General features: G+C 64.1%; 22 protein-coding genes. 10 read left to right on the forward strand and 12 right to left on the reverse strand.

Annotated elements, in window-relative coordinates; genetic code table 11:
• Window positions 1-759 precede the first annotated feature (759 nt).
• Together parA and CFB40_RS17455 are read left to right on the forward strand one after the other, a co-directional pair.
• Window positions 760-1,422 (forward strand): ParA family partition ATPase, encoded by a 663-nt coding sequence (gene parA / locus CFB40_RS17450; RefSeq protein WP_089431907.1) that lies wholly within the window; start codon window positions 760-762, stop codon window positions 1,420-1,422.
• A gap of 23 nt (window positions 1,423-1,445) precedes the next feature.
• Window positions 1,446-2,507 (forward strand): ParB/RepB/Spo0J family partition protein, encoded by a 1,062-nt coding sequence (locus CFB40_RS17455; protein WP_089428721.1) that lies wholly within the window; start codon window positions 1,446-1,448, stop codon window positions 2,505-2,507.
• A 90-nt stretch (window positions 2,508-2,597) separates the two neighbouring features.
• Here the strand turns inward: CFB40_RS17455 and CFB40_RS17460 are convergent, their stop codons facing one another.
• Complete coding sequence (locus CFB40_RS17460; RefSeq protein ID WP_089428720.1) at window positions 2,598-3,965, reverse strand: replication initiation protein; 1,368 nt, start codon at window positions 3,963-3,965, stop codon at window positions 2,598-2,600.
• 1,821 nt (window positions 3,966-5,786) lie between these two features.
• Here CFB40_RS17460 and CFB40_RS17470 point away from each other — a divergent pair.
• On the forward strand, window positions 5,787-6,968 hold the full coding sequence (locus tag CFB40_RS17470; RefSeq protein WP_089431908.1) for a DNA-binding protein: 1,182 nt from the start codon (window positions 5,787-5,789) through the stop codon (window positions 6,966-6,968).
• 136 nt (window positions 6,969-7,104) lie between these two features.
• Here the strand turns inward: CFB40_RS17470 and CFB40_RS17475 are convergent, their stop codons facing one another.
• The 3 genes from CFB40_RS17475 to CFB40_RS17485 all read right to left on the reverse strand — a co-directional run bounded on the left by CFB40_RS17475 (window position 7,105) and on the right by CFB40_RS17485 (window position 9,367).
• Window positions 7,105-8,124 (reverse strand): tyrosine-type recombinase/integrase, encoded by a 1,020-nt coding sequence (locus CFB40_RS17475; RefSeq protein ID WP_089431909.1) that lies wholly within the window; start codon window positions 8,122-8,124, stop codon window positions 7,105-7,107.
• Between the two features lie 102 nt (window positions 8,125-8,226).
• Window positions 8,227-8,607, reverse strand: a complete 381-nt coding sequence (locus tag CFB40_RS17480) for a DUF2471 family protein (RefSeq protein ID WP_089428717.1) — start codon at window positions 8,605-8,607, stop codon at window positions 8,227-8,229.
• Window positions 8,608-8,755: 148 nt separating this feature from the next.
• A complete protein-coding gene (locus tag CFB40_RS17485) occupies window positions 8,756-9,367 on the reverse strand; it encodes a helix-turn-helix domain-containing protein (protein WP_089428716.1) in 612 nt (203 codons plus the stop codon).
• 161 nt (window positions 9,368-9,528) lie between these two features.
• Here CFB40_RS17485 and CFB40_RS17490 point away from each other — a divergent pair, with 161 nt between their 5' ends.
• Together CFB40_RS17490 and tdh are read left to right on the forward strand one after the other, a co-directional pair.
• Complete coding sequence (locus CFB40_RS17490) at window positions 9,529-10,728, forward strand: glycine C-acetyltransferase (RefSeq protein ID WP_089431910.1); 1,200 nt, start codon at window positions 9,529-9,531, stop codon at window positions 10,726-10,728.
• A gap of 13 nt (window positions 10,729-10,741) precedes the next feature.
• Window positions 10,742-11,770, forward strand: a complete 1,029-nt coding sequence (gene tdh / locus CFB40_RS17495; RefSeq protein ID WP_011356765.1) for an L-threonine 3-dehydrogenase — start codon at window positions 10,742-10,744, stop codon at window positions 11,768-11,770.
• 397 nt (window positions 11,771-12,167) lie between these two features.
• Here tdh and CFB40_RS17500 read toward each other — a convergent pair whose 3' ends face one another.
• Window positions 12,168-12,584, reverse strand: a complete 417-nt coding sequence (locus CFB40_RS17500; protein WP_089428714.1) for a hypothetical protein — start codon at window positions 12,582-12,584, stop codon at window positions 12,168-12,170.
• On the reverse strand, window positions 12,581-13,219 hold the full coding sequence (locus CFB40_RS17505) for a GNAT family N-acetyltransferase (protein WP_089428713.1): 639 nt from the start codon (window positions 13,217-13,219) through the stop codon (window positions 12,581-12,583). The genes CFB40_RS17500 and CFB40_RS17505 overlap by 4 nt, the downstream gene beginning before the upstream one ends.
• A gap of 182 nt (window positions 13,220-13,401) precedes the next feature.
• Between CFB40_RS17505 and CFB40_RS17510 the strand changes: the two genes are divergently transcribed.
• Window positions 13,402-14,007, forward strand: coding sequence for a TetR/AcrR family transcriptional regulator (locus CFB40_RS17510; protein ID WP_089428712.1), 606 nt, complete (start codon window positions 13,402-13,404; stop codon window positions 14,005-14,007).
• 63 nt (window positions 14,008-14,070) lie between these two features.
• Window positions 14,071-14,550 (forward strand): nuclear transport factor 2 family protein, encoded by a 480-nt coding sequence (locus CFB40_RS17515; RefSeq protein WP_011356761.1) that lies wholly within the window; start codon window positions 14,071-14,073, stop codon window positions 14,548-14,550.
• A 503-nt stretch (window positions 14,551-15,053) separates the two neighbouring features.
• Here CFB40_RS17515 and CFB40_RS17520 read toward each other — a convergent pair.
• On the reverse strand, window positions 15,054-16,139 hold the full coding sequence (locus CFB40_RS17520; RefSeq protein ID WP_089428711.1) for a tartrate dehydrogenase: 1,086 nt from the start codon (window positions 16,137-16,139) through the stop codon (window positions 15,054-15,056).
• Window positions 16,140-16,256: 117 nt separating this feature from the next.
• On the opposite strand from CFB40_RS17520, the gene CFB40_RS17525 reads away from it, so the two are divergent.
• Complete coding sequence (locus tag CFB40_RS17525; RefSeq protein WP_089428710.1) at window positions 16,257-17,180, forward strand: LysR substrate-binding domain-containing protein; 924 nt, start codon at window positions 16,257-16,259, stop codon at window positions 17,178-17,180.
• Window positions 17,181-17,339: 159 nt separating this feature from the next.
• On the opposite strand, the gene argC is transcribed toward CFB40_RS17525, so the two are convergent.
• Window positions 17,340-18,287 (reverse strand): N-acetyl-gamma-glutamyl-phosphate reductase, encoded by a 948-nt coding sequence (argC, locus tag CFB40_RS17530; RefSeq protein ID WP_089428709.1) that lies wholly within the window; start codon window positions 18,285-18,287, stop codon window positions 17,340-17,342.
• A 120-nt stretch (window positions 18,288-18,407) separates the two neighbouring features.
• Here argC and CFB40_RS17535 point away from each other — a divergent pair, with 120 nt between their 5' ends.
• Window positions 18,408-19,292 carry a LysR family transcriptional regulator gene (locus tag CFB40_RS17535; RefSeq protein ID WP_089431911.1) on the forward strand — a complete coding sequence of 295 codons (885 nt, stop codon included), beginning with the start codon at window positions 18,408-18,410 and terminating at the stop codon, window positions 19,290-19,292.
• Between the two features lie 70 nt (window positions 19,293-19,362).
• Here the strand turns inward: CFB40_RS17535 and CFB40_RS17540 are convergent, their stop codons facing one another.
• The 4 genes from CFB40_RS17540 to CFB40_RS17555 are packed head-to-tail and all read right to left on the reverse strand — an operon-like array spanning window position 19,363 to window position 22,680.
• Window positions 19,363-19,827, reverse strand: a complete 465-nt coding sequence (locus CFB40_RS17540) for a hypothetical protein (RefSeq protein ID WP_089431912.1) — start codon at window positions 19,825-19,827, stop codon at window positions 19,363-19,365.
• 60 nt (window positions 19,828-19,887) lie between these two features.
• Window positions 19,888-21,105, reverse strand: coding sequence for a patatin-like phospholipase family protein (locus CFB40_RS17545; RefSeq protein ID WP_174976032.1), 1,218 nt, complete (start codon window positions 21,103-21,105; stop codon window positions 19,888-19,890).
• Window positions 21,102-21,887 (reverse strand): 3-hydroxybutyrate dehydrogenase, encoded by a 786-nt coding sequence (locus tag CFB40_RS17550; RefSeq protein WP_039344578.1) that lies wholly within the window; start codon window positions 21,885-21,887, stop codon window positions 21,102-21,104. Before CFB40_RS17550 ends, CFB40_RS17545 begins: the two co-directional genes overlap by 4 nt.
• 52 nt (window positions 21,888-21,939) lie before the next feature.
• On the reverse strand, window positions 21,940-22,680 hold the full coding sequence (locus CFB40_RS17555; protein WP_039344575.1) for an acetoacetate decarboxylase: 741 nt from the start codon (window positions 22,678-22,680) through the stop codon (window positions 21,940-21,942).
• A gap of 441 nt (window positions 22,681-23,121) precedes the next feature.
• On the opposite strand from CFB40_RS17555, the gene CFB40_RS17560 reads away from it, so the two are divergent.
• Window positions 23,122-23,703: an undecaprenyl-diphosphatase gene (locus CFB40_RS17560; RefSeq protein WP_089428706.1), complete on the forward strand. Its 582-nt coding sequence runs from the start codon at window positions 23,122-23,124 to the stop codon at window positions 23,701-23,703.
• Window positions 23,704-23,727 lie beyond the last annotated feature (24 nt).

Raw genomic sequence — 23,727 nt, forward strand, 5'->3', positions numbered from 1 at the left:
TCGGTGTGATGCCTGCTCGGTGTGATGCCTGCTCGGTGTGATGCCTGCTCGGTGTGATGCCTGCTCGGTGTGATGCCTGCTCGGTGTGATGCCTGCTCGGTGTGATGCCTGCTCGGTGTGATGCCTGCTCGGTGTGATGCCTGCTCGGTGTGATGCCTGCTCGGTGTGATGCCTGTTTCGCTGGGATGCATGCATCGGTGCGTCGGAATGCTGCCTCGCAAGTAGGCCGCCCGGCACTGGATTCCGGCGCGGCCGGGAGGTGACCTTCGTTACTCGCCGTTTATCGCGCGCGGTTTATGCGCATAAACGTAGCGCCTGGATAGCGCGTTGGGGCGAAGTACGCAGGTCAAGTGGGATACCTCGATGCTGCATACCCAACCAGGTTGGATCACTCGCAACCTACGATCAGAAGCACCTGCCCTCCTGGCACGATCGCGCGCCACGCTTTCCGCGGAGAGTTTATGCGCACAAACTCTCCAGCTCTCAGCCGGGGCTACTCCATCGAACGATAGGGCAGTGCACGCTGCCCATGAGTCAACTCGCTACTCACACCGACGACGCCACACGCAACGCGACCGAGTCGCTCACCGACCTCGCAGGCATCCGCCACACCATCCGATCAAGTCATCTGCCATCGTCGCTTCGTTTATGCGCATAAACCGATAGCCCAAATGGCCAATGCGTAGTTGTCTAACGACAATTTCATTGAAATCCAAATATCGTCCTGTAGAATTCCAACGACCAAAATAGGAGTGAAAATTGGCCGCGGAAATCATTGCAGTCACTCAACAAAAAGGTGGCGTCGGCAAAAGCACGATTGCCATGCACCTCGGTGCCGCGTTCCATGAAAAAGGGAAGCGCGTCCTCGTCATCGACGCAGACCGTCAAAACACACTGGTTCACTGGTCGAGCGCATCCGGCGGCAGCGACACCGGCATTCCGTTTCCGGTCGTCAACCTGGCCGAAGCCGATGGCCAGATCCATCGCGAGATCAAGAAGTTCATCAACGACTACGACATCATCGTCGTGGACTGCCCGCCGTCGATCACCGAAAAAGTATCGGGCGTGGTCCTGTTGGCCGCATCGATTGCCGTGATCCCGACGTCGTCGTCGCCGGCCGATTACTGGTCGAGCGTCGGGCTGGTCAAACTGATCCAGCAAGCGCAGGTCATGAACGAAGACCTCCGCGCCGTCTTCCTGCTGAACAAGACCGAAGAGAAGCGCATGCTGACCCGCGAGCTCAAGCGTGCGCTCGAGGAACTCGGCTTCCCGTTGCTGAAAACGCAGATCCCGACCCGGGAAGCGTACAAGCAGGCGATGGCGCTCGGTCAGACCGTACTGCAGATGAACGATCGTGGCGGCAAGCTGGCCGCCGCAGAAATTCGCGCATGCGCCGACGAAATCGTCGCCATGCTGCCCTGACTTTATGCGCACAAAGGAGTCATATGAAACCCTCCCAATTTGCCAAAGGATTCCAAGCGCGCCCGGATATCACGACGAGCGAGAAGCGCACGGCGCTTGATCGACTCAATGCGATCGACGGCATCGTCAAGTCCGAGACACCTACGCCGGCACCGACCAAATCCGCGAAGAAAGACATCGCGCCGTTGCCCGCTCCCGAACTCACGCTCGATCCGTCGATCGATGAATCGGCGCAATATCGCGCGTGGCGTCTCGAGAATCGCTATGCGCCGGGGCAGGTGATCGAGCTGCCGCTGAAGGCGATCAAGCATAGCCCGTTCAATCCGCGGCACTTCTATCTGAAGTCGTCGATTGCCGAACTCGCCGTCAACCTCGCCAAGCAAGGGCAGCAGCAGGCGATCCACGTGATTCCGGACTACGAGAACCCGGGCACGTATTTCGTCAGCGACGGCGGCCGCCGCGTGCGGGCACTGAAGGAAGCGAACAAGGAATCGGTCAAGGCGATCGTGATCGACGTGCCGATCGGCATCCAGAGCTACAAGCTTGGCTACGATCTCAACGTCCAGCGCGATTCACAAACGGTGTTCGACAACGCCGTCGTATGGCGCCGCTTCCTCGACGACAAGCATTTCCAGAGCCAGAAGGAGCTCTCCGAGCACCTCGGCCTCGACGAATCGACGGTGGCCGTCGCGCTGTCGATCGGCAAGCTGCCGGAAGCGATCATGCAGGAAATGGTCGCGCGCCCTGATCGCTTCGGTTCGAACATGGCGTATCAGGTCGGCCGCTATCACAACGCGCGCGGCACCGAGGCGACGCTGCGGCTGATCAACAAGATCGTGTCCGACGATCTCAGCACGCGCCAGGTGTCGGACATCGTCAAGGGCCGCGTCGCGGCGCAGGAAACGCCGAAGGCCGCAGGCCGTCAGCGCTATGCGCAGCGTCTCGAGATCAAGCTCGGCGGCAAGTCGGTCGGCGACCTGAAATCGTATGGTGAAGATCGCATCGAATTGCGCCTGCGCGGTCTCCCGAAGGACAAGCGCGACGCGATCCTCGAGCAGCTCGAGCGGATGCTGTTGTCGGAGTGATGGAAACGGCCGGCAGGGCCTGGTGAGGACGCCGGGCCCGCCAATCGAGGGCGGGGCCGGCGGCGGCCCGTCAGCGGGCCTGAGCGGGCCTCAGGCGGCCCGCGACTGATTCAGCGTGAACGACAGCAGATCGCCGTCCGTCGGCTCGCCCCAGGTCCTCTGGGCCAGCCAGTCGAAAAAGGCCGTCTCGGCCAGCTTGGAATCGAGGCCGCGCTTGCGCCAGTCATCGCGCAGATGCGTGCCCATCGTCGGCAGTGCCTCCGATTCGAACGACTCGCGCGCCACTTCGCGCTCCGCGTCGCCCTGCTCTTCGTACAGCACCTTCGCTTCCTTGCGGCGGAACGCCGCGAACTCGCTCAGCAGGCGTGCCTTCAGATCGTCCGGCTGGGCCGCTGCAACCTTCGGGGACGGCGTGCCGGCAGGCAGCGCATCGACCGACTCGACCGGCGGCGCATAACCCTTCTTCAGCGCATCCTTGAACAACGCCGGCGCGCTGCGCACCGGCGGCAGCGTGGTGCTGCGCATCCGCTGCTCGGTCATCTGCAGTGCGGCACGAATGCGATTCTCCTCGCTGTCCGCATAGAGCGTCTGCGCTTCCTTCAACGGGATCCCGAGCTTCACCATCCGGTCGACCAGCGTGCTGTCGAACACGTTCGGGTGTTCGTCGAGCGCGAGCATCGGCTGCTTGCGTTCGGTCACGCGGAACTGGATCTCCGCGACCCGGCGCCCTTCACGGTGCTCGATCAGCTCGACGAAGATGTTGGTGACCGCATTGACTTCCGCGATCGCGGGACGCAGATAGTCGCGCTTGAAGTACTTGTACTCACGCTTCGCCTCGTCGCCGGCTTCCGTGTCGGGCGTGCCCGACAGGATCGGCCGCCACCATTCCCACGGCTCGCGCATCGTCAGGTGGCTCGGGTTCGTCAGGTAGCGCACGCAGATTTCGTACAGCGCGAGACCGGCGCTGCTGCGCAGCTGGCTCTGGAACTGCAGGCTCAGACGCGCATACTGGACCGGGTCGAGCAGCTTCTTCTTGATCTTCGGCGCGAACGAGAATTCGACCCACACGCGGCGGGTCGCCGGATCCTCGAGAATTTCCGCGTCGGCGATCAGCGTCGAGATCCCCCACTTCCGGCCCGGCTTCTGGCTCGACGTCCCCGTGCTCCATTCGACCTGCACCGACACCATGCGGCGCAGGTGTTCCTTCACCAGCGCGGTGTCGTTCGAATCGAAAGCGGAGTTGGCGACGATGTCCGACAGCAGCGCGCGATACGTATCGCCCGAGTCGTCGGCCTGCTGCGCCACGGCCAGCAGGACATTGAACAGCTTGCGAGTGAGGAGCGTGATCTTGCCGCTCTTCGGCTGAATTGCGATCGCCTCGACGGCCTTCCGCAATTCGGCTGAACTGGCACTCACCACATCCACATCGGTTTTCTTGGCGCGCTTCGTCGTGGCCATACGTCGGGTCGGAGGAGAAGTTTTCCGGAAGGATAGCGCCTGCGGTGAAGTGCGTCCAGAACGACATGCTCACCATAGCGGGTGAAGTGCGCGTGCAAAACGGCACTCACCCCAGACGCTCCCGAAAACCCTCACCGCTCCGGATTTGCAGCGTTCCGGACTCGTCCAGACGTGCTGCGGGATGCGCCGATTCACAGAATTTCCCCTGTGCAAGACACGTGCGAAATGGGCTCCCGTATCGGCTCACCTTTCGATTTGTCGTAATTTTACGACTGCGCAGCCGTGCGTTCGGCACAGGGTTGCGATCCCACGTCGATGCGCCTCCCGATCGCCCTCCATCGGCCTGTATGCATGTACAGGCGTGACTTGCCGGGAAATCGGAATCGGATCCGGCATCCCGAAAGACGCCTGCGAAACCGGCCCGCGCGACCCGATCAGGCGTGGTTTGCCGGCCCGGGCGCGCATTGTACAGCGCACAAACCGTATCGGGTCCCGAAAATACTCACCTCGAGCACAGTGACTTCATTCGTCCGGATATCGGCGAATGCCCGACACGCGGGGGATTCACTACCAAGGCCTCCCGAAAACGCTCACCTTACCTAAAAAATGCTGTGCCACCCCAGGCAGGGAAACGACTCCCGAAAAACCTCACCGTAACCGCCTCGGTATCAAAAATCCCAATGCCTTCCGATACTTATGCACAGAAGGCATTTGGCTGTGCGCCGCCGACATCACCCGAAAAGCCTCACCTTTCGACGGAAATCCTTCATGCGACAACCTCATGTCAGGCCCCGAAAAATCTCACCTGTGCCAAAAAGTGGCACAGCAAAAATGAGATTTCTTCCAGTCCTGGCGGGCTTTTCGACGAATTCAGCCGTTCAGAGGTCCCGAAAAACCTCACCTTTGACCATTTTTCGGGCAAATTCCATTCCCGAAAAGTCTCACCTGTGGCCGGCATCACAGCCTGTGATCGGGGCCCCGAAAAATCTCACCTCAAGGGGATCTGGGCAGGAAAACCCGCATTTCCCTCCCGAAAAACCTCACCTTTAGGGCTTCACAGGCCCTCACAAGCGCTTTTACTGTGCAAAATGGCGGTCGCTTCCCGGAAATCCTCACACCAAACACCCGTGGAGTCCCGTGAAACCTCACCTTTCAGAAAAACTGCCTAAAAGATGGGCAGAATCGGGGCGCGAAGAAGGTCCCGCAAATTCTCACCTATGTCTGCACAGGCAGAAAACTGTGCGGTCAGGCACGGTGCGGGTTCTGTGGCTGTGAGGCCCCGAAAAACCTCACCTTTGGTAAATCTCGTGTTTCACTGTGATCCCGAATCCGCTCACGACCTTTCCCGCAACGGCTCACGCAGCTCCCTGAACCCCATCACGTCAGCTCCCGCAGAAGATCACCTTGGCTCCCGTAAAACTTCACCTTGTCGGCCGGAAAGCCTTGCAGCATAAGGCTGTGCCGTGGCGTTAACGTTTTTAACTAAGGGTTCAAGGGTGTTTACTTCTAATACTCTCAAGACATCGGCTGACGAGTTTTCCACAGACACCCCAACCCCTGAACACCGACAGGCAATCGGATCCGCTGTCATGTGAAACAAATGCCGAAATTCGAGGTCTGCAGGAAAATGCTTGCGCGACAAGGACTTGGCTAACTTTCTTCGCTTTGTTTCACGGAATCCTGGACCACAGTCGACCGGATTGGCTCACGGACCCGATTTCTGTGCAAAGCGACGTAAATTCACAACGGCAAGCCGAAACAAGTATCGATAGATACGTATTTCGTTATGATTGCCACATTTCAATGTCTGTGAGCACAGCGATGACCCTGGACGAAATACGTCAAGCCATTCGGGACGAACTGGAATCGCTACGGGCGAACGGTGCACGACGGCAGGAACTGTCGCTGCACGCCTGCAAGCGGTTGTTCTTTGATCTCGGCATCCGGCCGTCGGCTGCCAATGTCCGCGATCTCACCCAGACCGGCAGCGCCAGCGATATCCCGAAAGACATCGACCATTTCTGGGAGCGCATCCGTTCCGCCTCCAAAGTCAGGCTCGACGGTGCCGCAATTCCCAAAGCCGTCGAGGAAAAGGCAGGTGCGTTGCTCGGCGCACTCTATGAAGAAGCGTTGAAAGCCGCGCGGGACAGTCTCGATGCAGATCGCGAGCAGGTTCGTGCCGGCATTGCCGACGCCGAACAGCGGTTGCGCGACGCAACCGTCCGCCAGGAGACGCTCGAAGGCGCGCTTGCACGTAGCGAAGCGAAAAACGAGCAGTTGCAGGCTCGCGTGACCGCACTCGAGGTCCAGCTCGCGTCGCAAACGACGCACGGTTCGGCTAGTGAAGCGACGTTGCTCACCACAGTCGCCCGACTGGAGAAGGAACTGGCGGCGGCCGCCGGCCGCGTCGAAGCCGAGCAGACGCAAAATGCGGCGCTGCGCGATCGCATCGATGCGCTGCAGGCCGAACTGCAGCAGCGCACCGAGCACTACGCGCAGCAAATCAAGGACGCAGTGGCCGAAGCCGAACGCCGCGTGAAGCCGATGCTGGTCGAGCTGGATTCGTTGCGCAGCATGGCGTCGACCTACCAGAGCGGTTTGCGCGACGTTCAACGCAAGGAATTCGATTTCCTGCAGCAACTGAGTTCGGCCAAGGCACGTGCCGACCGGCTCGAAGAGCAGTTGCGCAGCCAGGGTGATGAACTGGAACGTGCGACGCGCGATGTGAGTTCGTTGCGTGCGAGCCGCGGCATGAATCCGGAAATCGCCGCGCTGATCCGCCGCCTGGCAGATGCCGGGCAACTGGATGCAGAGGCGTTTGCCGCGATCGGCACCTCGCTGGATCAGGAGATTCCGGTGCCGGCCCATTGTCCGCATTGCGACGGTGAGCCGGAGCTGTCACACAGCGAAGAAGGTTTCGAAGTGGCCTGCCCCGAGTGCGAGCATGCTTCGGGCGCATGGCCGTCCCGATTCGAAGCGGCCGCGCGATTCGCGCACACGTGACGCCCGCACAGGCCGTACGGCACAGGTGAGACGATCCGGGGAGCTTGAGGTGAGTTTTTTCGGGAGCTGTGAAACGGTGAGGCTACGCCGCACAAGGCTGCTCACGGATCGCTTCGCGTGAGCAGCCAATTCGTGATCAGTGAGTTTCGTCGCTATCGGACGCGTCACCGTTGCTGTCGGCCAGACCGTCACGCCAGTTCTTCCATGCACGATGCAGGCGGTTCGACGAGATCGGCCGCATGAAGCCCAGCCATTTGCCGACCCGTTCGGGCGGCACGTCGTGTTCGAACAGTTCAGCCGCATAGGTATTGCGCAGCGTTTGCGGGCTCGCGCGCGCGGTGCGCGACGACGTGAGCCCGGCGGATTCGACGATCGCGTCGATCGCGCGTAGCATCGTCGCCTTGTGCATCGGCCGCCCGGCATGGGATGCCGGGAACACGAGCTCCCCCGGAATCTCCTGGCGCTTGCGCTCGGTGAGCCAGGCTTCCAGCAGCGCGATCGCGAACGATGCCAGGTGGGTTTCGCGTGCGAAATCCGGATGCGTCGACTCGATCCGCAGTGACGTTCCACTCGTATTGATGCAACTAATCGTAAGCGCACGTGCTTCGCCGGTTTTGATGCCGGCACCGAGAAAGGCGGCAACGAGTGCGCGGTCGCGCCGCTCTTTCCAGTACGCGGAACCGGATACGCCGATCGGCGAGAACAGGTACGCGAGCAACGTCGCGCGCTCGGCCGGCGTGAGGAAACCGGTCGGTTCGTTGTCGCGCGCCTTGCGCCAGCTCGCTTCGCCATCCTGAGCAATGAACCGGGCCGGGTTGGTCGACGCGTATTCGGTACGCCGGATGTGGTCGAGCACGCGCTCGATCAGCCGCAAATAGCGCATTCGCTGGGTTTTCCGGATCGGCAGTTCGCCGACGAAATTCGCGATGGTTGCGGTATCGACCGTTGCCAGATTCTTCTGGTGCGCGCGCATCCATGTGAGAAACGCGCCCCATTGTGCGCGATAGACGTCGGCTGACGAGCGGCGATAGTCCTGCATCGCGAGCCACGCATCGAATGCGGCTTCTGGCGAGACGATCCAGTCGGATGCGCCGCGGTCGAACAGATCTGTTTCTTCCGGGCGTGCCGGGGTGTCGGGAGAGGCGGGAAGAGACATGTGATTTATTCCGTTAGTTGCGTATATGGTAGCCCTTTCCGCAACGTCTCGGGCAGCAAGAGGCTGGACAAGGCCGCCATACGCGGCGGCCCGGGCTGGAAATCAGTCGCCCCATGCCTTGGCCGGGCGAGGAACGCGCGCGGGTGACGCGGTGTCGTTCGACGCGGTTGACGCTGCTTCATAGGCGAGAACCGCGAACGAAAATACGGCGGGCAGCGCATTCGAGCGCCCGAAGTCGATCGGATCGTCCGTTTCGGGAAACGTCATGTCCAACTGTCGTTCGAACAATTGACGCATGCCGGCGTCATGCCGGCTGGCAAAGCCGAGATCGGCAAGCGCCTCGGCCTCGATGGCGTGCAGCAGCCGCCACGTCAGCGGGACGCGCTGGTGGATGTAGCGCCCGGCGATATGCCGGACGATCAGCTCGAGGTCGTGCGCGGCAGCCTTGAAGCTGAGCGCGGCCAAATCTTGTTCTTCTGTCATTGCAGGCTCCTGTCGACCGGGCCGGCGCCTCGGTGCGCCGGCTCCGGCCCATGCATGGCGGAATGTCCGTATACTGTACAAACATACAGTACTTTCCGCAACTGGCCTGCAACAGACCCTTTGGCCGTCTGGCCAGCTATTCGCGCCGTCAGCGATGGATCACGATCAGCAATGCCCGCGCTTCGGTCTTGCCGGGATTGCGGATTGCGTGCGGCTCATCGGCCGGGTAGCGCGCGGTGTCGCCCACCTTCAGGCGCCGGCTGGCTGCCGCGGCTTCGATTTCCATCGCGCCCTGCAGCACGGTGAGGTGCTCGCGCGTGCCGGGCTCGTGGGCGTTCGATATCAGTGCACCGCCGCCCGGCAGCGTCAGCTCGTACCACTCGAACTTGCCGGCGAGGTCGATCGGGCCCCACACGCGCAACTGGTAGCGGCCGTCGTGGCCGGCGAGTGTCGGGATGTCGTGCGGGCCGTCTACCCGGATCGTCTCGGATGCCTTCGGCTGGGAGAACAGCTCATCGAGCGTGATGCCGAGCGCGTTCGTCAGCCGCCACGCCACGGCGATCGTCGGGTTGGCCTTGTCTCGTTCGATCTCGGAGAGCATCGATTTCGATACGCCGGCCGCGCGCGACAGGTCGTCGAGCGTCAGCTTGCGTTCATTGCGCAGCCGCTGGATCTGCTCGCCGACACGCGGCGGCGTTGCGGCCGGCGGTTGCGGTGCGGCGCTGGCGGGCGTGCGCCGCGAACCGGAGGAACTTGCCATCTGGATTCCGTTCGCTTAGAGTTGTTCGATATTTCGAATTCTAGTTCGGAATATCGGATAAATGCGGTCAACCGAACGACCGACTATAACAGTAGCAGGCCGTTGCGCCGCCGCCACGAGTGGCGCGTTGCGGAATGCGAAACCCTGTCAGGAGCTTTGCGATGCGTGATGCCTTTCTCGCCCAGGTGCGCGGGACGCTGGACCAGATCCGCGCGGACGGTTTTTACAAGACCGAGCGCGAGATCGCGAGTCCGCAGGCGGCGGACGTGCGGCTCGCCGGTGGTGCCGGCGTGCTCAATTTCTGCGCGAACAACTATCTGGGTCTGGCGAACGATTCGCGCCTGATCGACGCGGCGAAGGCCGGCCTCGACCAGGACGGCTTCGGCATGGCATCGGTACGCTTCATCTGCGGCACGCAAACCGTGCACAAGCAACTGGAAAGCGCGCTGGCCGCGTTTCTCGGCACCGAGGACAGCATCCTCTATTCGAGCTGCTTCGACGCGAACGGCGGGCTGTTCGAGACGCTGCTCGACGAGAACGACGCGGTGATCAGCGACGAGCTGAACCACGCCAGCATTATCGACGGCGTCCGCCTCTGCAAGGCGAAGCGCTTCCGCTACAAGAACAACGACCTGGCCGACCTCGAGGCGAAGCTCAAGGAAGCCGACGCAGCGGGCGCGCGCCACAAGCTGATCGCGACCGACGGCGTGTTCTCGATGGACGGCATCATCGCCGATCTCAAAGGCATCTGCGATCTCGCCGATCGTTACGGCGCGATCGTGATGGTCGACGATTCGCACGCGGTCGGCTTCATCGGCACGCATGGCCGCGGCACGCCCGAGCACTGCGGCGTCGAAGGTCGCGTCGACATCATCACGGGCACGCTCGGCAAGGCGCTCGGCGGTGCATCGGGCGGCTATGTCGCCGCGCGTCGCGAGGCCATCGAACTCCTGCGCCAGCGCTCGCGTCCGTACCTGTTCTCGAACACGCTCACGCCGAGCATCGCTGCGGCATCGCTGAAGGTGCTGGAGCTGCTCGGCAGCGACGAAGGCGCGAAGCTGCGCGAGCGCGTGCGCGAAAACGGCGCGCGGTTCCGCAAGCAGATGACCGAAGCCGGCTTCACGCTCGTGCCCGGCGCGCATCCGATCATCCCGGTGATGCTCGGCGACGCGCAACTCGCGACGAACATGGCCGACAAGCTGCTCGACGAAGGTGTCTACGTGATCGGCTTCTCGTTCCCCGTCGTGCCGCGCGGCCGCGCGCGCATCCGCACGCAGATGAGCGCCGCGCATACGCCCGAGCAGATCGACCGGACGGTCGCCGCGTTCGTGCGCGTCGGCAAGTCGCTCGGCATCATCTGACGGAGGCGCGATCATGAAAGCACTGGCAAAGCTCGAGCGCGGCCCCGGCCTCACGCTCACGCGCGTGAAGCGCCCCGAAGTCGGCCACAACGACGTGCTGATCAAGATCCGCCGCACGGCGATCTGCGGCACCGACATCCATATCTGGAAGTGGGACGACTGGGCGCAGAAGACGATTCCCGTGCCGATGCACGTCGGTCACGAGTATGTCGGCGAGATCGTCGAGATGGGGCAGGAAGTGCGCGGCTTCGCGATCGGCGATCGCGTGTCCGGCGAAGGCCACATCACGTGCGGTTTCTGCCGCAACTGTCGCGCGGGGCGCCGGCATCTGTGCCGCAACACGGTCGGCGTCGGCGTGAACCGCGAAGGCGCGTTCGCCGAGTATCTGGCGATTCCTGCGTTCAACGCATTCAAGATTCCGCCGGAGATTTCCGACGATCTCGCATCGATCTTCGATCCGTTCGGCAACGCGACGCACACGGCGCTGTCGTTCAACCTCGTCGGCGAGGACGTGCTGATCACCGGCGCGGGCCCGATCGGCATCATGGCCGTCGCGATCGCGAAGCACGTCGGCGCGCGCAACGTCGTCATCACCGACATCAACGACTACCGGCTCGAACTCGCGCGCAAGATGGGCGCGACACGTGCGGTCAACGTCGCGCGCGAGTCGCTGCGCGACGTGATGTCCGACCTGCACATGACCGAAGGCTTCGACGTCGGCCTCGAAATGTCGGGCGTACCGAGCGCGTTCACGAGCATGCTCGAGGCGATGAACCACGGCGGCAAGGTCGCGCTGCTCGGCATTCCGCCGGCGCAGACGGCGATCGACTGGAACCAGGTGATCTTCAAGGGGCTCGAGATCAAGGGCATCTACGGTCGCGAGATGTTCGAGACCTGGTACAAGATGGTCGCGATGCTGCAGAGCGGCCTCGATCTGTCGCCGATCATCACGCACCGCTTTGCGGCCGACGATTACGAGAAAGGCTTCGCCGCGATGTTGTCTGGTGAAAGCGGCAAGGTGATTCTCGACTGGACGGCCTGAGTGCCGAGAAGGGGCGGTGCGGCGTGTTTGCCGCCTGCCCCGTTTCTGTTTTACGTCTGCGTTTTCGAGTCGAAGCACGCGAATCCGCGCTCAAGGTGAGATTATTCGGGAGCTGTGTTTGCGCGCCGAATCGCGACACCGTCGCACATCGGTGACCAGCAATCGCACGTTCACTTCACCTGTCGGCAGCTGCCTCGCTTCCCGTCATCACGCCGTTCGGCACCTGGTTCCCCTCTTCCACGCACCTCCCTCCTTGCTTGCCGCGGGGTCGTTCGCTGCGCACGCCATGCGATGCCATGCCGAACCGCACCATCAACCGTGAGCCTTCACGCGTCATTGCGACTCACTCATGCGCGAAGCGATCGACATCGATGGATATCGACCGGTGCGCAGGCCGCTACTTGATCCGTTCACCATTCGCCCCTCGCGGGTCGAGCTGAAGACTCAACATGACGAGCCAGCGTTTCGGGCATTGCGGCGCGATGTCGGCCGGATCGCCGTGCGTGCCGGGAACGGTGACGAACCCGTGTTGCGCCGCGTATTGATAGGCGCGCAACGCGTCCGCCTGCACCCAGAAGCTGACGAGCGCGCACGTGACGAAGCGGAACAGTAGCACCGTCGCGGCATCCGGCGCGAAGCCGGCCATCACCAGCAGGCTTTCGAACGCGAACGCCAGCGCTTGAGCGACCGCGATCGTGAGAATCGTCAGCTTCAACACGCCGCGCAGCCGCCGCGCCGCACGCACCCGGGCCTGCCGGACGTCGAGCCGGGTGTGATCGTCGTCACCCTCGCGCTTCGGCATATCGTGTTTCATGAAGCGGCTCCGACGTGCCGCGTGACGTCGAATTGCGCCGTATCGCCGGCAACGATGCGACCGTTCCCGACGCTGACGGCTTTGCACAGGATCGTGCTGTCGTAGTTGTGTCCCGGAAAGCGCATCACATCGACCGGTTGAAATCCTTCGCGTCGATAGAAATCGATGAGCCGGACGGCCGCATACGGCGCGTCGAGCGCGAGGTGCGTCGCGCCGCGCGCGGCGGCCCGCCGTTGCGCGAACGCGAGCAGCGAACGGCCGATGCTGCGATCCTGCCAGACGGGATCGACGGCCAGTTGGCCGAGCGTTGCAACGTGCCGGCTGCGATACGGATCGCAGCGGGAATCGGGATCGTGCGAACGCATCGTCATCGTCGCGACCAGGTGCGCGTTGCCGAGCGCGACGAAGCACTCGCCGGTGAGCACGCGTTCGCGTGTCGCCGAGGCCGTCTGATCGACGCCCGGGCAGTTGAAGCCCAGTGCGCCAAGCGGTGCGAACGCGCGATGCAGCAGCGCGGTCAACGCGTCGTACGAATCGCTGCGCGGGTCGAAGCGCCGCACGACGACGCGGCCGTCGAGCCGCTTCGCATAAGCCGCATAGGCGCGCGCGGGGCGCGCGGATTCCGGTCGCTGCATGATGTCCTTTCGCCCAGACAGGGTGACCGAAGTGTAGTGAGCGTCGCGCGTTCGCTTCAAGAAAAAATGTCGTAAACGCGGCGGGCCACGTCACGCGGCCAGGCCGCGGTTCAGCCCTCTCGACGACAGGGCTTTTTCATGCGGGTGTTGACGGCGGAGAACGATCGTTCTACCGTAAACCCATGAACACACCTCACGACTCCTCCGCCGAACCGGGCGTTCGCGACCGGCTGCTCGATGCAGCCGAAGCGCTGATCTATTCGGGCGGTATCCATGCAACCGGCGTCGATGCGATCGTCAAGCGATCCGGCGCGGCCAGAAAGAGCTTTTATTCGCATTTCGAATCGAAGGAGGCGCTGGTCGTGGCCGCGCTCGAACGCCGCGACGAGCGCTGGATGCGCTGGTTCGTCGATGCGACGCTGGCGCGCGGCAAGGCGCCGCGCGCGCAACTGCTCGGCATGTTCGACGTGCTGCGCGACTGGTTCGGGCAGCCCGACTTTCACGGCTGCGCGTTCCTGAACGCATCGGGCGAGATTCCCGACGCGGACGATCCCGTGCGCGTCGTCGCACGCGAGCACAAGGCACGCCTGCTGGCATTCGTACGCGAGCGGTTCGACGCGTATGCCGACGAAACCGGCATCGAGCGACGCGGGCTCGCGCGTCTGGCGCGCCAATGGCTCGTGCTGATCGACGGTGCCATCGGCGTGGCACTCGTCACCGGCGATGCAAACGCTGCGCGCGACGCGCGCGCAACGGCCGAACTGCTGCTCGACGTGGTGTCCCGCTAGTCGAAGCAGCGAATCCGAACCGGCCGCGATTGTCCGCGGCCAGAACCTGAACAGGAGCAACCCATGTCCGCTTCCCCCGAAGTCCGTCCGCCCGTTCCGCCCTTCACGCTCGAAACGGCGCGCCAGAAGGTGCGCGCCGCCGAGGACGGATGGAACACGCGCGACCCGCAGCGCGTGTCGCTCGCCTATACGCCGCAAAGCCAATGGCGCAACCGCGCGGAATTCGTGACCGGCCGCGACGAGATCGTCGGGCTGCTGCAGCGCAAGTGGACGCGCGAGCTCGACTACCGGTTGATCAAGGAGCTGTGGGCGTTCGACGGCAATCGCATCGCGGTGCGCTTTGCATACGAATGGCATGACGACGCCGGCAACTGGTTCCGTTCGTACGGCAACGAAAACTGGGAGTTCGACGAGAACGGCCTGATGGCACATCGTCACGCGAGCATCAACGACCTGCCGATTCGCGAGCAGGATCGTCTCTATCACTGGCCGCTCGGCCGTCGTCCGGACGATCATCCGGGGCTGTCCGACCTCGGGCTGTGACGCACGCGTCGGCTCGACTCGACGGATCGACGAACGTATCACCAGGATGCAACGGTGAGGAAATTCGGGAGTCGGTGCGCTGAGGGTGAGATTTTTCGGGAGGAGGTGAAATGTTGCGTCGGACTGTGTGCAGTGAGCGGTTCGACGCGGCATCGCATCGGGCAAAGCGGACGTGCCGCACATGTTGGCATCGCGTGATGCACGTGTTCGCACGCAACGGTGTGCTTTACGGCGTGATGCATCTCACCGATCGCACAGCGCCGGCAGTGGATTGACGATCGGTGTGCACGCGCGCGATGTGCAACTCACCGATCGTGTCGACGTCGGATAGCGAGAGCCGTGCGCGTTGCGGTGCGGTATTGCTCACCACTCGATTCACCGTGCAGGCGACGGTACTCGCACGAGTGCGCAAATGCGTTGCGTGTTGCTCACCGCACTGCGCTCACCCCTCACCGATTCACGCAGTCACGACCCGGCGCGTGCGATCACGCCGGGCATGATCGTCAGCCCGCGATCCGCGCGGCGATTGCCTCACCCACTTCCTGCGTCCCCGCGTTGCCGCCGAGATCGCGCGAATGCGGCCCCGTGCGCAGCACGTCCTCGATCGCGGCGACGATCGCATCGTGCGCTTCGCGTTCGGGGCCGGCGCCGTTGCCGAGGAAGTCGAGCATCAACGCTGCCGACCAGATCATCGCGACCGGGTTCGCGATGAATTGCCCCGCGATGTCGGGCGCGGAGCCGTGCACGGGTTCGAACAGCGACGGGAACTTGCGGTCGGGGTTCAGGTTCGCCGACGGCGCGATGCCGATCGTGCCCGTGCAGGCCGGCCCGAGATCCGACAGGATGTCGCCGAACAGGTTCGACGCGACGACGACGTCGAAGCGGTCAGGCTGCAGCACGAAGCGCGCGCACAGGATGTCGATGTGCTGCTTGTCGACGGCGATGTCGGGATAGCGTTCGGCCATCTCGGCCGTGCGCGCGTCCCACCACGGCATGCTGATCGCGATGCCGTTGCTCTTCGTCGCGACGGTGAGGCGCTTCGCGCGCCGCTGTGCGAGGTCGAACGCGAATTTCAGCACGCGCTCGGTGCCGTGACGCGTGAAGATCGACTGCTGCACCACGATCTCGCGCTCGGTGCCTTCGAACATCGTGCCGCCGACCGACGAATATTCGCCCTCGGTGTTCTCGCGCACGATCATGAAGTCGATGTCGCCCGCGCGGCGGCCGGCGAGCGGCGACGGCACGCCGTCGAACAGGCGTGCGGGCCGCAGGTTGATGTACTGGTCGAACTCGCGGCGGAATTTCAGCAGCGAGCCCCACAGCGAAATGTGATCGGGCACCGTCGCCGGCCAGCCGACCGCGCCGAACAGGATCGCGTCCATGCCCGACAGTTGCGCCTTCCAGTCGTCCGGCATCATCTTGCCGTGCTGCGCGTAGTAGTCACAGCTCGCCCAGTCGATCTGGACGAAGTCGAAGCGGACGCCGAAGCGCGCAGTCACGGCGTCGAGTGCGCGCAGGCCCTCGGGCATCACTTCGCGGCCGATACCGTCGCCGGGAATCACGGCAATCTTGTAAGTCCTGTCGGTCATGCAAATCTCCTTGGCTGGGCGGCCGGCAGCCTGGGGCGGTAGCGGCGCGTTACATCATTCTATTTATTTCCATTCAGATTAAAATCACGCGAAAGGTTAATTGACTCTCCACGAATCGTGAACAAATCGCCGAATCTGGACGACCTGCGCGTGTTCAGCCTGGTCGTCCGCCTGACCAGCTTCAGCGCGGCCGCCGAGCAGCTCGCGGTGTCACCCGCCTATGTCAGCAAGCGCATCGCGTTGCTCGAGGCGCAGCTCGGCACGCGCCTGCTGCATCGCTCGACGCGCCGCGTGACGGTCACGGAAGCCGGCGAACGCGTGTACGCGCGCGCCGAGAAGATCCTCGACGACGTCGATCATCTCGTCGAGGACGTGTCGACCACGCGCACGGTGCCGCGCGGCACGCTGCGCATTTCGAGCAGCTTCGGCTTCGGCCGGCACATCATCGCGCCGGCGCTGCTCGACTTCACCGCGCGCTTTCCGCAGCTGAACGTGCGGCTCGATCTGTTCGACCGGCTCGTCGATGTCGCGGGTGAAGGCTACGACCTCGACGTGCGCATCGGCGACGAGATCGCCGATCACCTGATCGCGCGCCGCCTCGCCGCGAACTACCGCGTGCTGTGTGCCGCGCCCGACTATCTCGCACGGCGCGGCACGCCGCGCTCGCTCGCGGATCTCGCGTCGCACGACTGTCTGGCCATCAAGGAGCGCGATCACCCGTTCGGCGTGTGGCGGCTCAACGTGCGCGGTGAAACGGCAACGGTGAAGGTCGGCGGCGCGCTGTCGACGAACCATGGTGAAGTGGCCGTGCAGTGGGCACTGGCCGGGCGCGGCATCGTGTTGCGTTCGATCTGGGAAGCCGCGCCGCTGATCGAACGCGGCGCACTGTGTCGCGTGCTGCCGGACGCCATCCAGCCCGCGAACATCTGGGCCGTGTATCCGGAACGTGTCGCGGCGTCGGCGAAAGTGCGCGTGTGCGTGGATTTTCTGGTGGAGACGCTAGCCGGCTTGAATGCCGCCGCGGGTGACGAGACGGCTTGAAACCGGCTAAAGGTGAGCTTTTACGGGGGCATGTGCGGAACGTCGGCAGGCATTTGTTTCCGGCTCGCAATCACGTCGCGAGCCGGTAGCGTCGAACGGTTGCCCACGCTTCGCGGCCGCAATGTGCCAGGCCGGCCGACGATGGTGCCCGCACGCGGCTTACGCCGCTTTCGCCGCGCTTGCCGCGCCGAGCATCAGGTCGAGATTCTGCACGGCCGCGCCGGATGCCCCTTTGCCGAGATTGTCGAATACGGCGGACAGCAGCACCTGGCCGTGATCCGCATTGACGAACACGCCGAGCTTCAGGTCATTGGTGCCGTTCAGTGCTTGCGGATCGAGATGCGTGATCGCGTGTGTTTCCGCGAGCGGCGTGACGTCGACGTGACGCGCGTCGGCGTAATGGTGCGCAAGACACGCATGCAGCTGCTCACCGGTCACGCCGGCAGGAAGCAGGCGCAACTCGATCGGCACGGTGAGCACGATGCCTTGCCGATAGGCACCGTAGGCCGGCACGAACATCGGACGATTCGTCAGACCGGCATGCAGCTGGATCTCCGGCACATGCTTGTGCGCGAGTGCGAGGCCGTAGACCTGTAGCGGTTTGGCTTGCGAAGCATCGTTCGACTCGAATGCGTCGACGGCAGCCCGTCCGCCGCCCGAGTACCCGGAGACGGCATGGATGCTCACCGGGTAGTCGCGCGGCAGCAGGCCGGCCTGTTGCAGCGGTCGCAGCAGCGCGATCGCGCCGGTCGGATAGCAGCCCGGATTGGTGACGCGCCGTGCGTGCGCAATCGTCAGTGCGTGCCCGCTCGCCATCTCGGGAAAGCCGTAGACCCAATCCGGCTGCGTGCGATGGGCCGAACTCGCGTCGATCACGCGCACCGCCGGATTCCGGATGAAGCCGACCGCCTCGCGCGCGGCCGCGTCGGGCAGGCACAGGATCGCGATGTCGGCTGCGTTGATCGCTTCGGCGCGCCGCACGGGATCCTTGCGTTCGGTGTCCGGCAGCGTGACGAGCTGCAGGTCGTCACGCCCGCGCAGGCGTTCGTGGATCAGCAATCCGGTCGTGCCTTGATCGCCGTCGATATAGACAGTGGGCTGGCTCATGAGGGTCGCGTTCCTTCGGTTCGGTCGTCGGGAAAGCCGTATCGTCCGCCGAACACCTAGAATAGGAAAAGTTGAATTTGCTGACTGCGAGATTCAGTTTTCTTGAACGAGAGGTGAAGGATGCGAGAGATCAGCCTGGACCGCCTGCGCACGCTGGTCGCCATCGCGGACCACGGGTCCTTTGTCGCGGCGGCGCAATGGCTTCATCTCGCGCCGCCAACCGTCAGTCTTCACATTGCCGAACTGGAAAGCCGGATCGGCGCGCCGTTGCTGTCCCGCACGCGTGGCAACGTGCGGCCGTCTGCGATCGGTGAAGTGCTGGTGGAACGGGCGCGCCGCCTGCTGGCCGAGGTCGAATCCACGCTGGACGATGTGCAGCGGCAGGTGCAGGGGCTGTCCGGGCGCGTACGCCTCGGCGCATCGACCGGGGCGATCGCGCACCTGTTGCCGCAGGCGGTGGCCCGGTTACGCGACGCGCATCCGGATATCGATGTGCAGATCGCGGTGCTCACGTCGCACGACACGCTGGCGCGCATTGCGCAGGGCACGCTCGACGTCGGACTGGTGGCGCTGCCGCAGACGGCGGTCGCGGGGCTGTCGATCCGCGCGTGGCGACGCGATCCCGTGATGGCGTTTCTGCCGGCGGACTGGCCGCTTCCGGCGCGCGTGACGCCCGGCTACCTGGCCGCCCGCCCGCTGATTCTCAACGATGCGACCACGCGCCTGTCGCGGCTCACGACGGAATGGTTCGCGCTCGGCGGCCACCGGCCGGAGCCGCGGATCGAACTCAACTACAACGATGCGATCAAGAGCCTGGTCGCGGCGGGTTACGGCGCGACGCTGTTGCCCCATGAAGCGGGCGCCCCGCTACCCGATGCACGCATCGTCATGCGGGCGTTGCGCCCGGCGCTGTGGCGTGAACTGGGTATCGCGCATCGGGCGGGGCCGGTCGAGCGGGCGACCCAGCACGTGCTCGATGCGTTGTGGGCGCTGAAGGCGCGCTAGCGCGCGCACGACGGGACAGCCTGCGCGGCGGTTCGTGCCGGGCGCACGTGCGCATTCGCCGAGCGTCGTGTCAGAGCCGGTTGTCCTTCGCGAGCGTCAGCACGCGCGCCCAGCGCTGCGCATCGCGCTTGTCCGTCATTGGCAGCTTCCATTCGCTGCGCACGGCGTCGCGCACGCGCACGACGAGATGCCAGCGGCCGCCGATCGGTGCGGCCCGGCAGCCGTCGAGCTGCGACAGCGTATAGCGGCCGTCCGCGCCGTCGTGCGACAGCCACAGCAGCCCCTGCGTCGCGGACACCCGCAGCTCGCCCCACGCGCGATGCACGACGTGGGTCCAGCCTTCTTCCTTCGTATTCGGTGCGATGTCGCGTCGGCGCTTGATCCACCAGGCGACGAGCGCGATCAGGATCGCGGCGGCGAGCACGGCGGCCGCGATCGCAACCGGCTGGCCGAACTGCGCGGCGATGACGTGAAACAGGTGAACCGCGCCCCATCCGAGAGCGATGAGCGCGAAGAGTGCGATGAAGATCGGCATGGCGAATCGGAGAAGAGGACGGACCGGCGCATGCATCGCGCCGATCCGTCGCACACGGCATTACCGCTTGCGGTGAATGTCGTGCGTCACGAAGCCCGCGTCGTTGTTGGGCAGCGCGAGGCCGTCCTTGACTGCGAGCGTCTTGCGGATGTCGTCGAGACCCGCGGTCCAGTGGTCACGCATCGTCGACAGACCGAACTGATAGTCCTTGTAGTGATGCTCGTACGCCTTCTGCTGGTAGATCAGGTGCTGGATGTTGTACTTCTTGCTGCACGACATCGCATCGGCCTCGATGCACCACGGATCCGCCTTGCGCTGCTCTTCCGGCACTTGGTCGAGCACGTGGCGCAGCACGTTGCGGTAGCGCTGTTCGCGCTGCAGCGTGTCGGTGACGAAACGCGTGCGGCTCGAATACTGCACGTCCTTCGTGCGCTCGGCGACGTCGGCCATCGTGCGCGGCAGCGGCCCGCGTGCGCTCCACAGATCGACCTGGAACGCGAGCGTGTCGCGGCGCGGCCGGGCGCGGAGCACTTCCATCAGCGGCGTATTCGACACCACCCCGCCGTCCCAGTAGTACTCGCCGTCGATCTCGACCGGCGGGAACGCGGGCGGCAGCGCGCCGGACGCCATGAAGTGCTCGGGCGCGAGACGGATGCGCGAGTTGTCGAAGTACACGAAGTTGCCGGTACCGACGTTGACCGCGCCGACCGACACGCGCGTTTCGCCCGAATTGATCCGGTCGAAATCGCACAGCTTCAGCAGCGTCGCGCGCAGTTGCGACGTGTCGTACCAGCTGATCTTCTCCGGATGATCCGACACGCCCGGCAGCGGCGGCGGGAAGCGCGGCACGAAGAAGCCCTGCTGGCCCTGCATCATCGCGCTCGCGGCCTGCGACGCGGTGAAGAACGTGCGGACCTGGTCGATGCTGTTGAACAGCGCGAACTCGAATGCGGCCGGAATCGTCGGGAAGAACGCCGGCTTGCAGATCGTTTCCCAGAACTCGCGCAGCCGCTCGACACGATGCTCGGGCGCATTGCCCGCGATCAGCGCGGTGTTGAGCGCGCCGATCGAGATGCCCGCGATCCAGTCGAGCGGGATGCCCGCCTCGTGCAGCCCTTCGAACACGCCGGCCTGGTACGCGCCGAGCGCACCGCCGCCTTGCAGCACGAGCGCGATCGTCTCGTACGGCAGCGTGCGCGCGGCGGCCGGTGCGCCGGCCTCGTGATGCAGGTCCGCCGCATCGACGGCCTGCTTTTCGGTGCGGGCGTGCGGCTTCATTGCATGAACCAGCCGTGGCTGACGATGAACGACTGGCCCGTGAGCGCGGCGCTCGGGAAGGCCGACAGGAACAGCACCGTCTGCGCGACGTCCTGGACGGTCGTGAACACGCCGTCGACCGTATTGCCAAGCATCACCTTCTTCACCACTTCCTCTTCGCTGATCCCGAGCTCCTTCGCCTGCTCCGGAATCTGCTTGTCGACCAGCGGCGTGCGCACGAAGCCCGGACACACGACGTGCGAGCGCACGTTGTGCTTTGCGCCTTCCTTCGCCAGCACGCGGGCCAGGCCGAGCAGGCCGTGCTTGGCCGTCACGTACGCCGACTTCAGCGGCGACGCTTCGTGCGAGTGCACCGAACCCATGTAGATCACGACACCGCCGCGATCGTCCTTGTACATGTGCTTCAGCGCGGCCTTGGTCGTGAGGAACGCGCCGTCGACGTGGATCGCCTGCATCTTCTTCCAGTCGGCGAACGAATAGTTCTCGATCGGATTGACGATCTGGATGCCCGCGTTCGACACGAGGATGTCGACCGAGCCGAACGTTTCGGCCACCTTGTCGATACCGCTGTTCACGGCTTCCTCGTTCGTCACGTCCATCGCGACGCCGATCGCCTTGCCGCCTGCCTTGACGATTTCGTCAGCGACCGCGTTCGCGCCGTCCTGGTTCAGGTCGGCGATCGCGACGGCCGCGCCCGCTTTCGCGAGCTCGAGTGCGATTTCCTTGCCGATGCCGCTCGCGGCGCCCGTGACGACTGCGGTCTTGCCATTCAGGTTGCTCATGTTCGAATTCCCGTGGTGAAAGGATTGACAGGGAGAAAGGACTGCGGACGTGTTACTGAGCCAGGTAATCGTAGACGACTTCGCCGAGGCCCAGTGTCAAATCTGCGACGATGTGGCGGGCTTCGACGATTTCGAGCACGGGCAGGTCGGCCACCGGCGCGAGCGCATGCGGCGCCAGCTCGAGCGATGCGGGGCCCGTCCACGCGCCCTTCATCTTGATGTCCTGCATGTAGTAGCGCACCAGTTCGCAGACGCGCGCGGTGCCGTCGACGTGCGGGATGATCTTCAGCAGGAAATTGGGGCCGGCGAGACGCCTGGTCTGCTCGTCGATGTCGAGTTCCTTGTGCTTGTAGCCCATCGTGCCGGTGGCGACGCGCACCTTGCCGTAGTCGAGCGTGCCGAGGAGGTGGTCGGTGTTCACGTGCAGCGTGGGCGACGCGAGCTTCTTCGGGAAGCCCCACAACTCGCGGCCGCCGGCGATCGGCGGGTGATCGTCGAGATACATCGCGAGCGTATAGCCGCCCGGCTGGCCGTTGTATTCGACGGGAATCACCTGACCGCTTTCGGTGTAGTCGCCGAAGCCGGTCGAATCGGCCATGCGGATGAATTCGTAATGCACGAGCGGCTCGGTGACCTGCAGCGGCTCGGGGACGATTTCGCGGAGACGGTCCGGATCGGTGCGATACGTGATGATCAGGAACTCACGATCGACGAAACGGTAAGGGCCCATCGGGAAGGCGGGGCTGGTCAACGGCATCGCAAACGCTTTCGATCGGACATCGCTGGGTTTCATGCGGACTCCTTGTTGTTGATCGCTTCGTGGATGAGTGCTCGTAAGCTCGTAATCCTATGCCTGTGCGTTACCGTTGTGCGATGCCGCATATGGAATTAATTGTTGCCGATTTCGACGCATTCGCAGCGTAAATATTGAGATGAATGACGCAAACGGTCTGGATGGCACCCGGCGTCCCGATGTTTGCACGCGTCGATGACGCCACGATGTGAAAAAGGTGAGTCTTTACGGGATGCCAGGTGAGCCTTTTCGGGAGGCGGTCTCGCGGGAATATGACAAATGTGTGAACTTGTGTTGCAGTGCAGGCTCTAAGCGCGTTCGCGGCGGCGGGCTTCGTCGCGCGGTCGTCTTATTAAGCATCACTTAAGCGGGCGCGCCTTAGCATCGTTCGTAGCAGGCCGGGCAACCGGCCGATTTTTTATGCCCCACGCAACCGGATTCATGCAGACCCTCAATCTCACCCTCTTTTCCGCCATCAACGCCGGGGTTGCGCCGCAGCCGGGCGTGGCCCGCCTCGCCATCTTCGCCGCCGACTGGCTCGTCTATGCGTTGCCCGCGATGCTGCTGCTGACCTGGATCTTCGGCGCGCGCCCGACGCGGCGCCAGGCGATCGAAGCCGGCGTCGGCGTGTGCGTGGCGCTCGCGCTCGCGCAGGTCATCGGACATTTCTGGTTCTCGCCGCGCCCGTTCATGGCGGGCGTCGGCACGCAGCTGATTCCGCACGCGCCGGACAGCTCGTTTCCGAGCGATCACATGACGTTCGCGTGGAGCATGGCGGTCGGGTTGATGCTCGGCGGCACGACCCGGTTCACCGGGTTCGTGATGGTCGCGATGGCCGCGGCGATTGCATGGGGACGTATCTATGTGGGCGTGCACTGGCCGTTCGACATGGCAGGCGGCGTGCTGGTCGGCACGGCCGGCGCGCTGGCCGCGCACCTGTACGGGCAACGCGTGACCGCGCTGCTCGAACGGCTCGGCGATTCGGTGCATGCCGCCGTGATGGGCCGCCGGCACGCGCCGTAAGCGGCAGGAGAAAGGGCCGAACGC

The sequence above is a fragment of the Burkholderia sp. AU31652 genome (assembly GCF_002223155.1).
Lineage (GTDB): Bacteria > Pseudomonadota > Gammaproteobacteria > Burkholderiales > Burkholderiaceae > Burkholderia.

Excerpts from the sequence above, each read along its gene's own strand:
- CFB40_RS17455 (WP_089428721.1), top strand. The coding sequence starts at position 1,446 with ATGAAACCCTCCCAATTTGCCAAAGGATTCCAAGCGCGCCCGGATATC.
- CFB40_RS17460 (WP_089428720.1), bottom strand. The coding sequence starts at position 3,965 with ATGGCCACGACGAAGCGCGCCAAGAAAACCGATGTGGATGTGGTGAGT.
- CFB40_RS17470 (WP_089431908.1), top strand. The coding sequence starts at position 5,787 with ATGACCCTGGACGAAATACGTCAAGCCATTCGGGACGAACTGGAATCG.
- CFB40_RS17475 (WP_089431909.1), bottom strand. The coding sequence starts at position 8,124 with ATGTCTCTTCCCGCCTCTCCCGACACCCCGGCACGCCCGGAAGAAACA.
- CFB40_RS17480 (WP_089428717.1), bottom strand. The coding sequence starts at position 8,607 with ATGACAGAAGAACAAGATTTGGCCGCGCTCAGCTTCAAGGCTGCCGCG.
- CFB40_RS17485 (WP_089428716.1), bottom strand. The coding sequence starts at position 9,367 with ATGGCAAGTTCCTCCGGTTCGCGGCGCACGCCCGCCAGCGCCGCACCG.
- CFB40_RS17490 (WP_089431910.1), top strand. The coding sequence starts at position 9,529 with ATGCGTGATGCCTTTCTCGCCCAGGTGCGCGGGACGCTGGACCAGATC.
- tdh (WP_011356765.1), top strand. The coding sequence starts at position 10,742 with ATGAAAGCACTGGCAAAGCTCGAGCGCGGCCCCGGCCTCACGCTCACG.
- CFB40_RS17500 (WP_089428714.1), bottom strand. The coding sequence starts at position 12,584 with ATGAAACACGATATGCCGAAGCGCGAGGGTGACGACGATCACACCCGG.
- CFB40_RS17505 (WP_089428713.1), bottom strand. The coding sequence starts at position 13,219 with ATGCAGCGACCGGAATCCGCGCGCCCCGCGCGCGCCTATGCGGCTTAT.
- CFB40_RS17510 (WP_089428712.1), top strand. The coding sequence starts at position 13,402 with ATGAACACACCTCACGACTCCTCCGCCGAACCGGGCGTTCGCGACCGG.
- CFB40_RS17515 (WP_011356761.1), top strand. The coding sequence starts at position 14,071 with ATGTCCGCTTCCCCCGAAGTCCGTCCGCCCGTTCCGCCCTTCACGCTC.
- CFB40_RS17520 (WP_089428711.1), bottom strand. The coding sequence starts at position 16,139 with ATGACCGACAGGACTTACAAGATTGCCGTGATTCCCGGCGACGGTATC.
- argC (WP_089428709.1), bottom strand. The coding sequence starts at position 18,287 with ATGAGCCAGCCCACTGTCTATATCGACGGCGATCAAGGCACGACCGGA.
- CFB40_RS17535 (WP_089431911.1), top strand. The coding sequence starts at position 18,408 with ATGCGAGAGATCAGCCTGGACCGCCTGCGCACGCTGGTCGCCATCGCG.
- CFB40_RS17540 (WP_089431912.1), bottom strand. The coding sequence starts at position 19,827 with ATGCCGATCTTCATCGCACTCTTCGCGCTCATCGCTCTCGGATGGGGC.
- CFB40_RS17545 (WP_174976032.1), bottom strand. The coding sequence starts at position 21,105 with ATGAAGCCGCACGCCCGCACCGAAAAGCAGGCCGTCGATGCGGCGGAC.
- CFB40_RS17550 (WP_039344578.1), bottom strand. The coding sequence starts at position 21,887 with ATGAGCAACCTGAATGGCAAGACCGCAGTCGTCACGGGCGCCGCGAGC.
- CFB40_RS17555 (WP_039344575.1), bottom strand. The coding sequence starts at position 22,680 with ATGAAACCCAGCGATGTCCGATCGAAAGCGTTTGCGATGCCGTTGACC.
- CFB40_RS17560 (WP_089428706.1), top strand. The coding sequence starts at position 23,122 with ATGCAGACCCTCAATCTCACCCTCTTTTCCGCCATCAACGCCGGGGTT.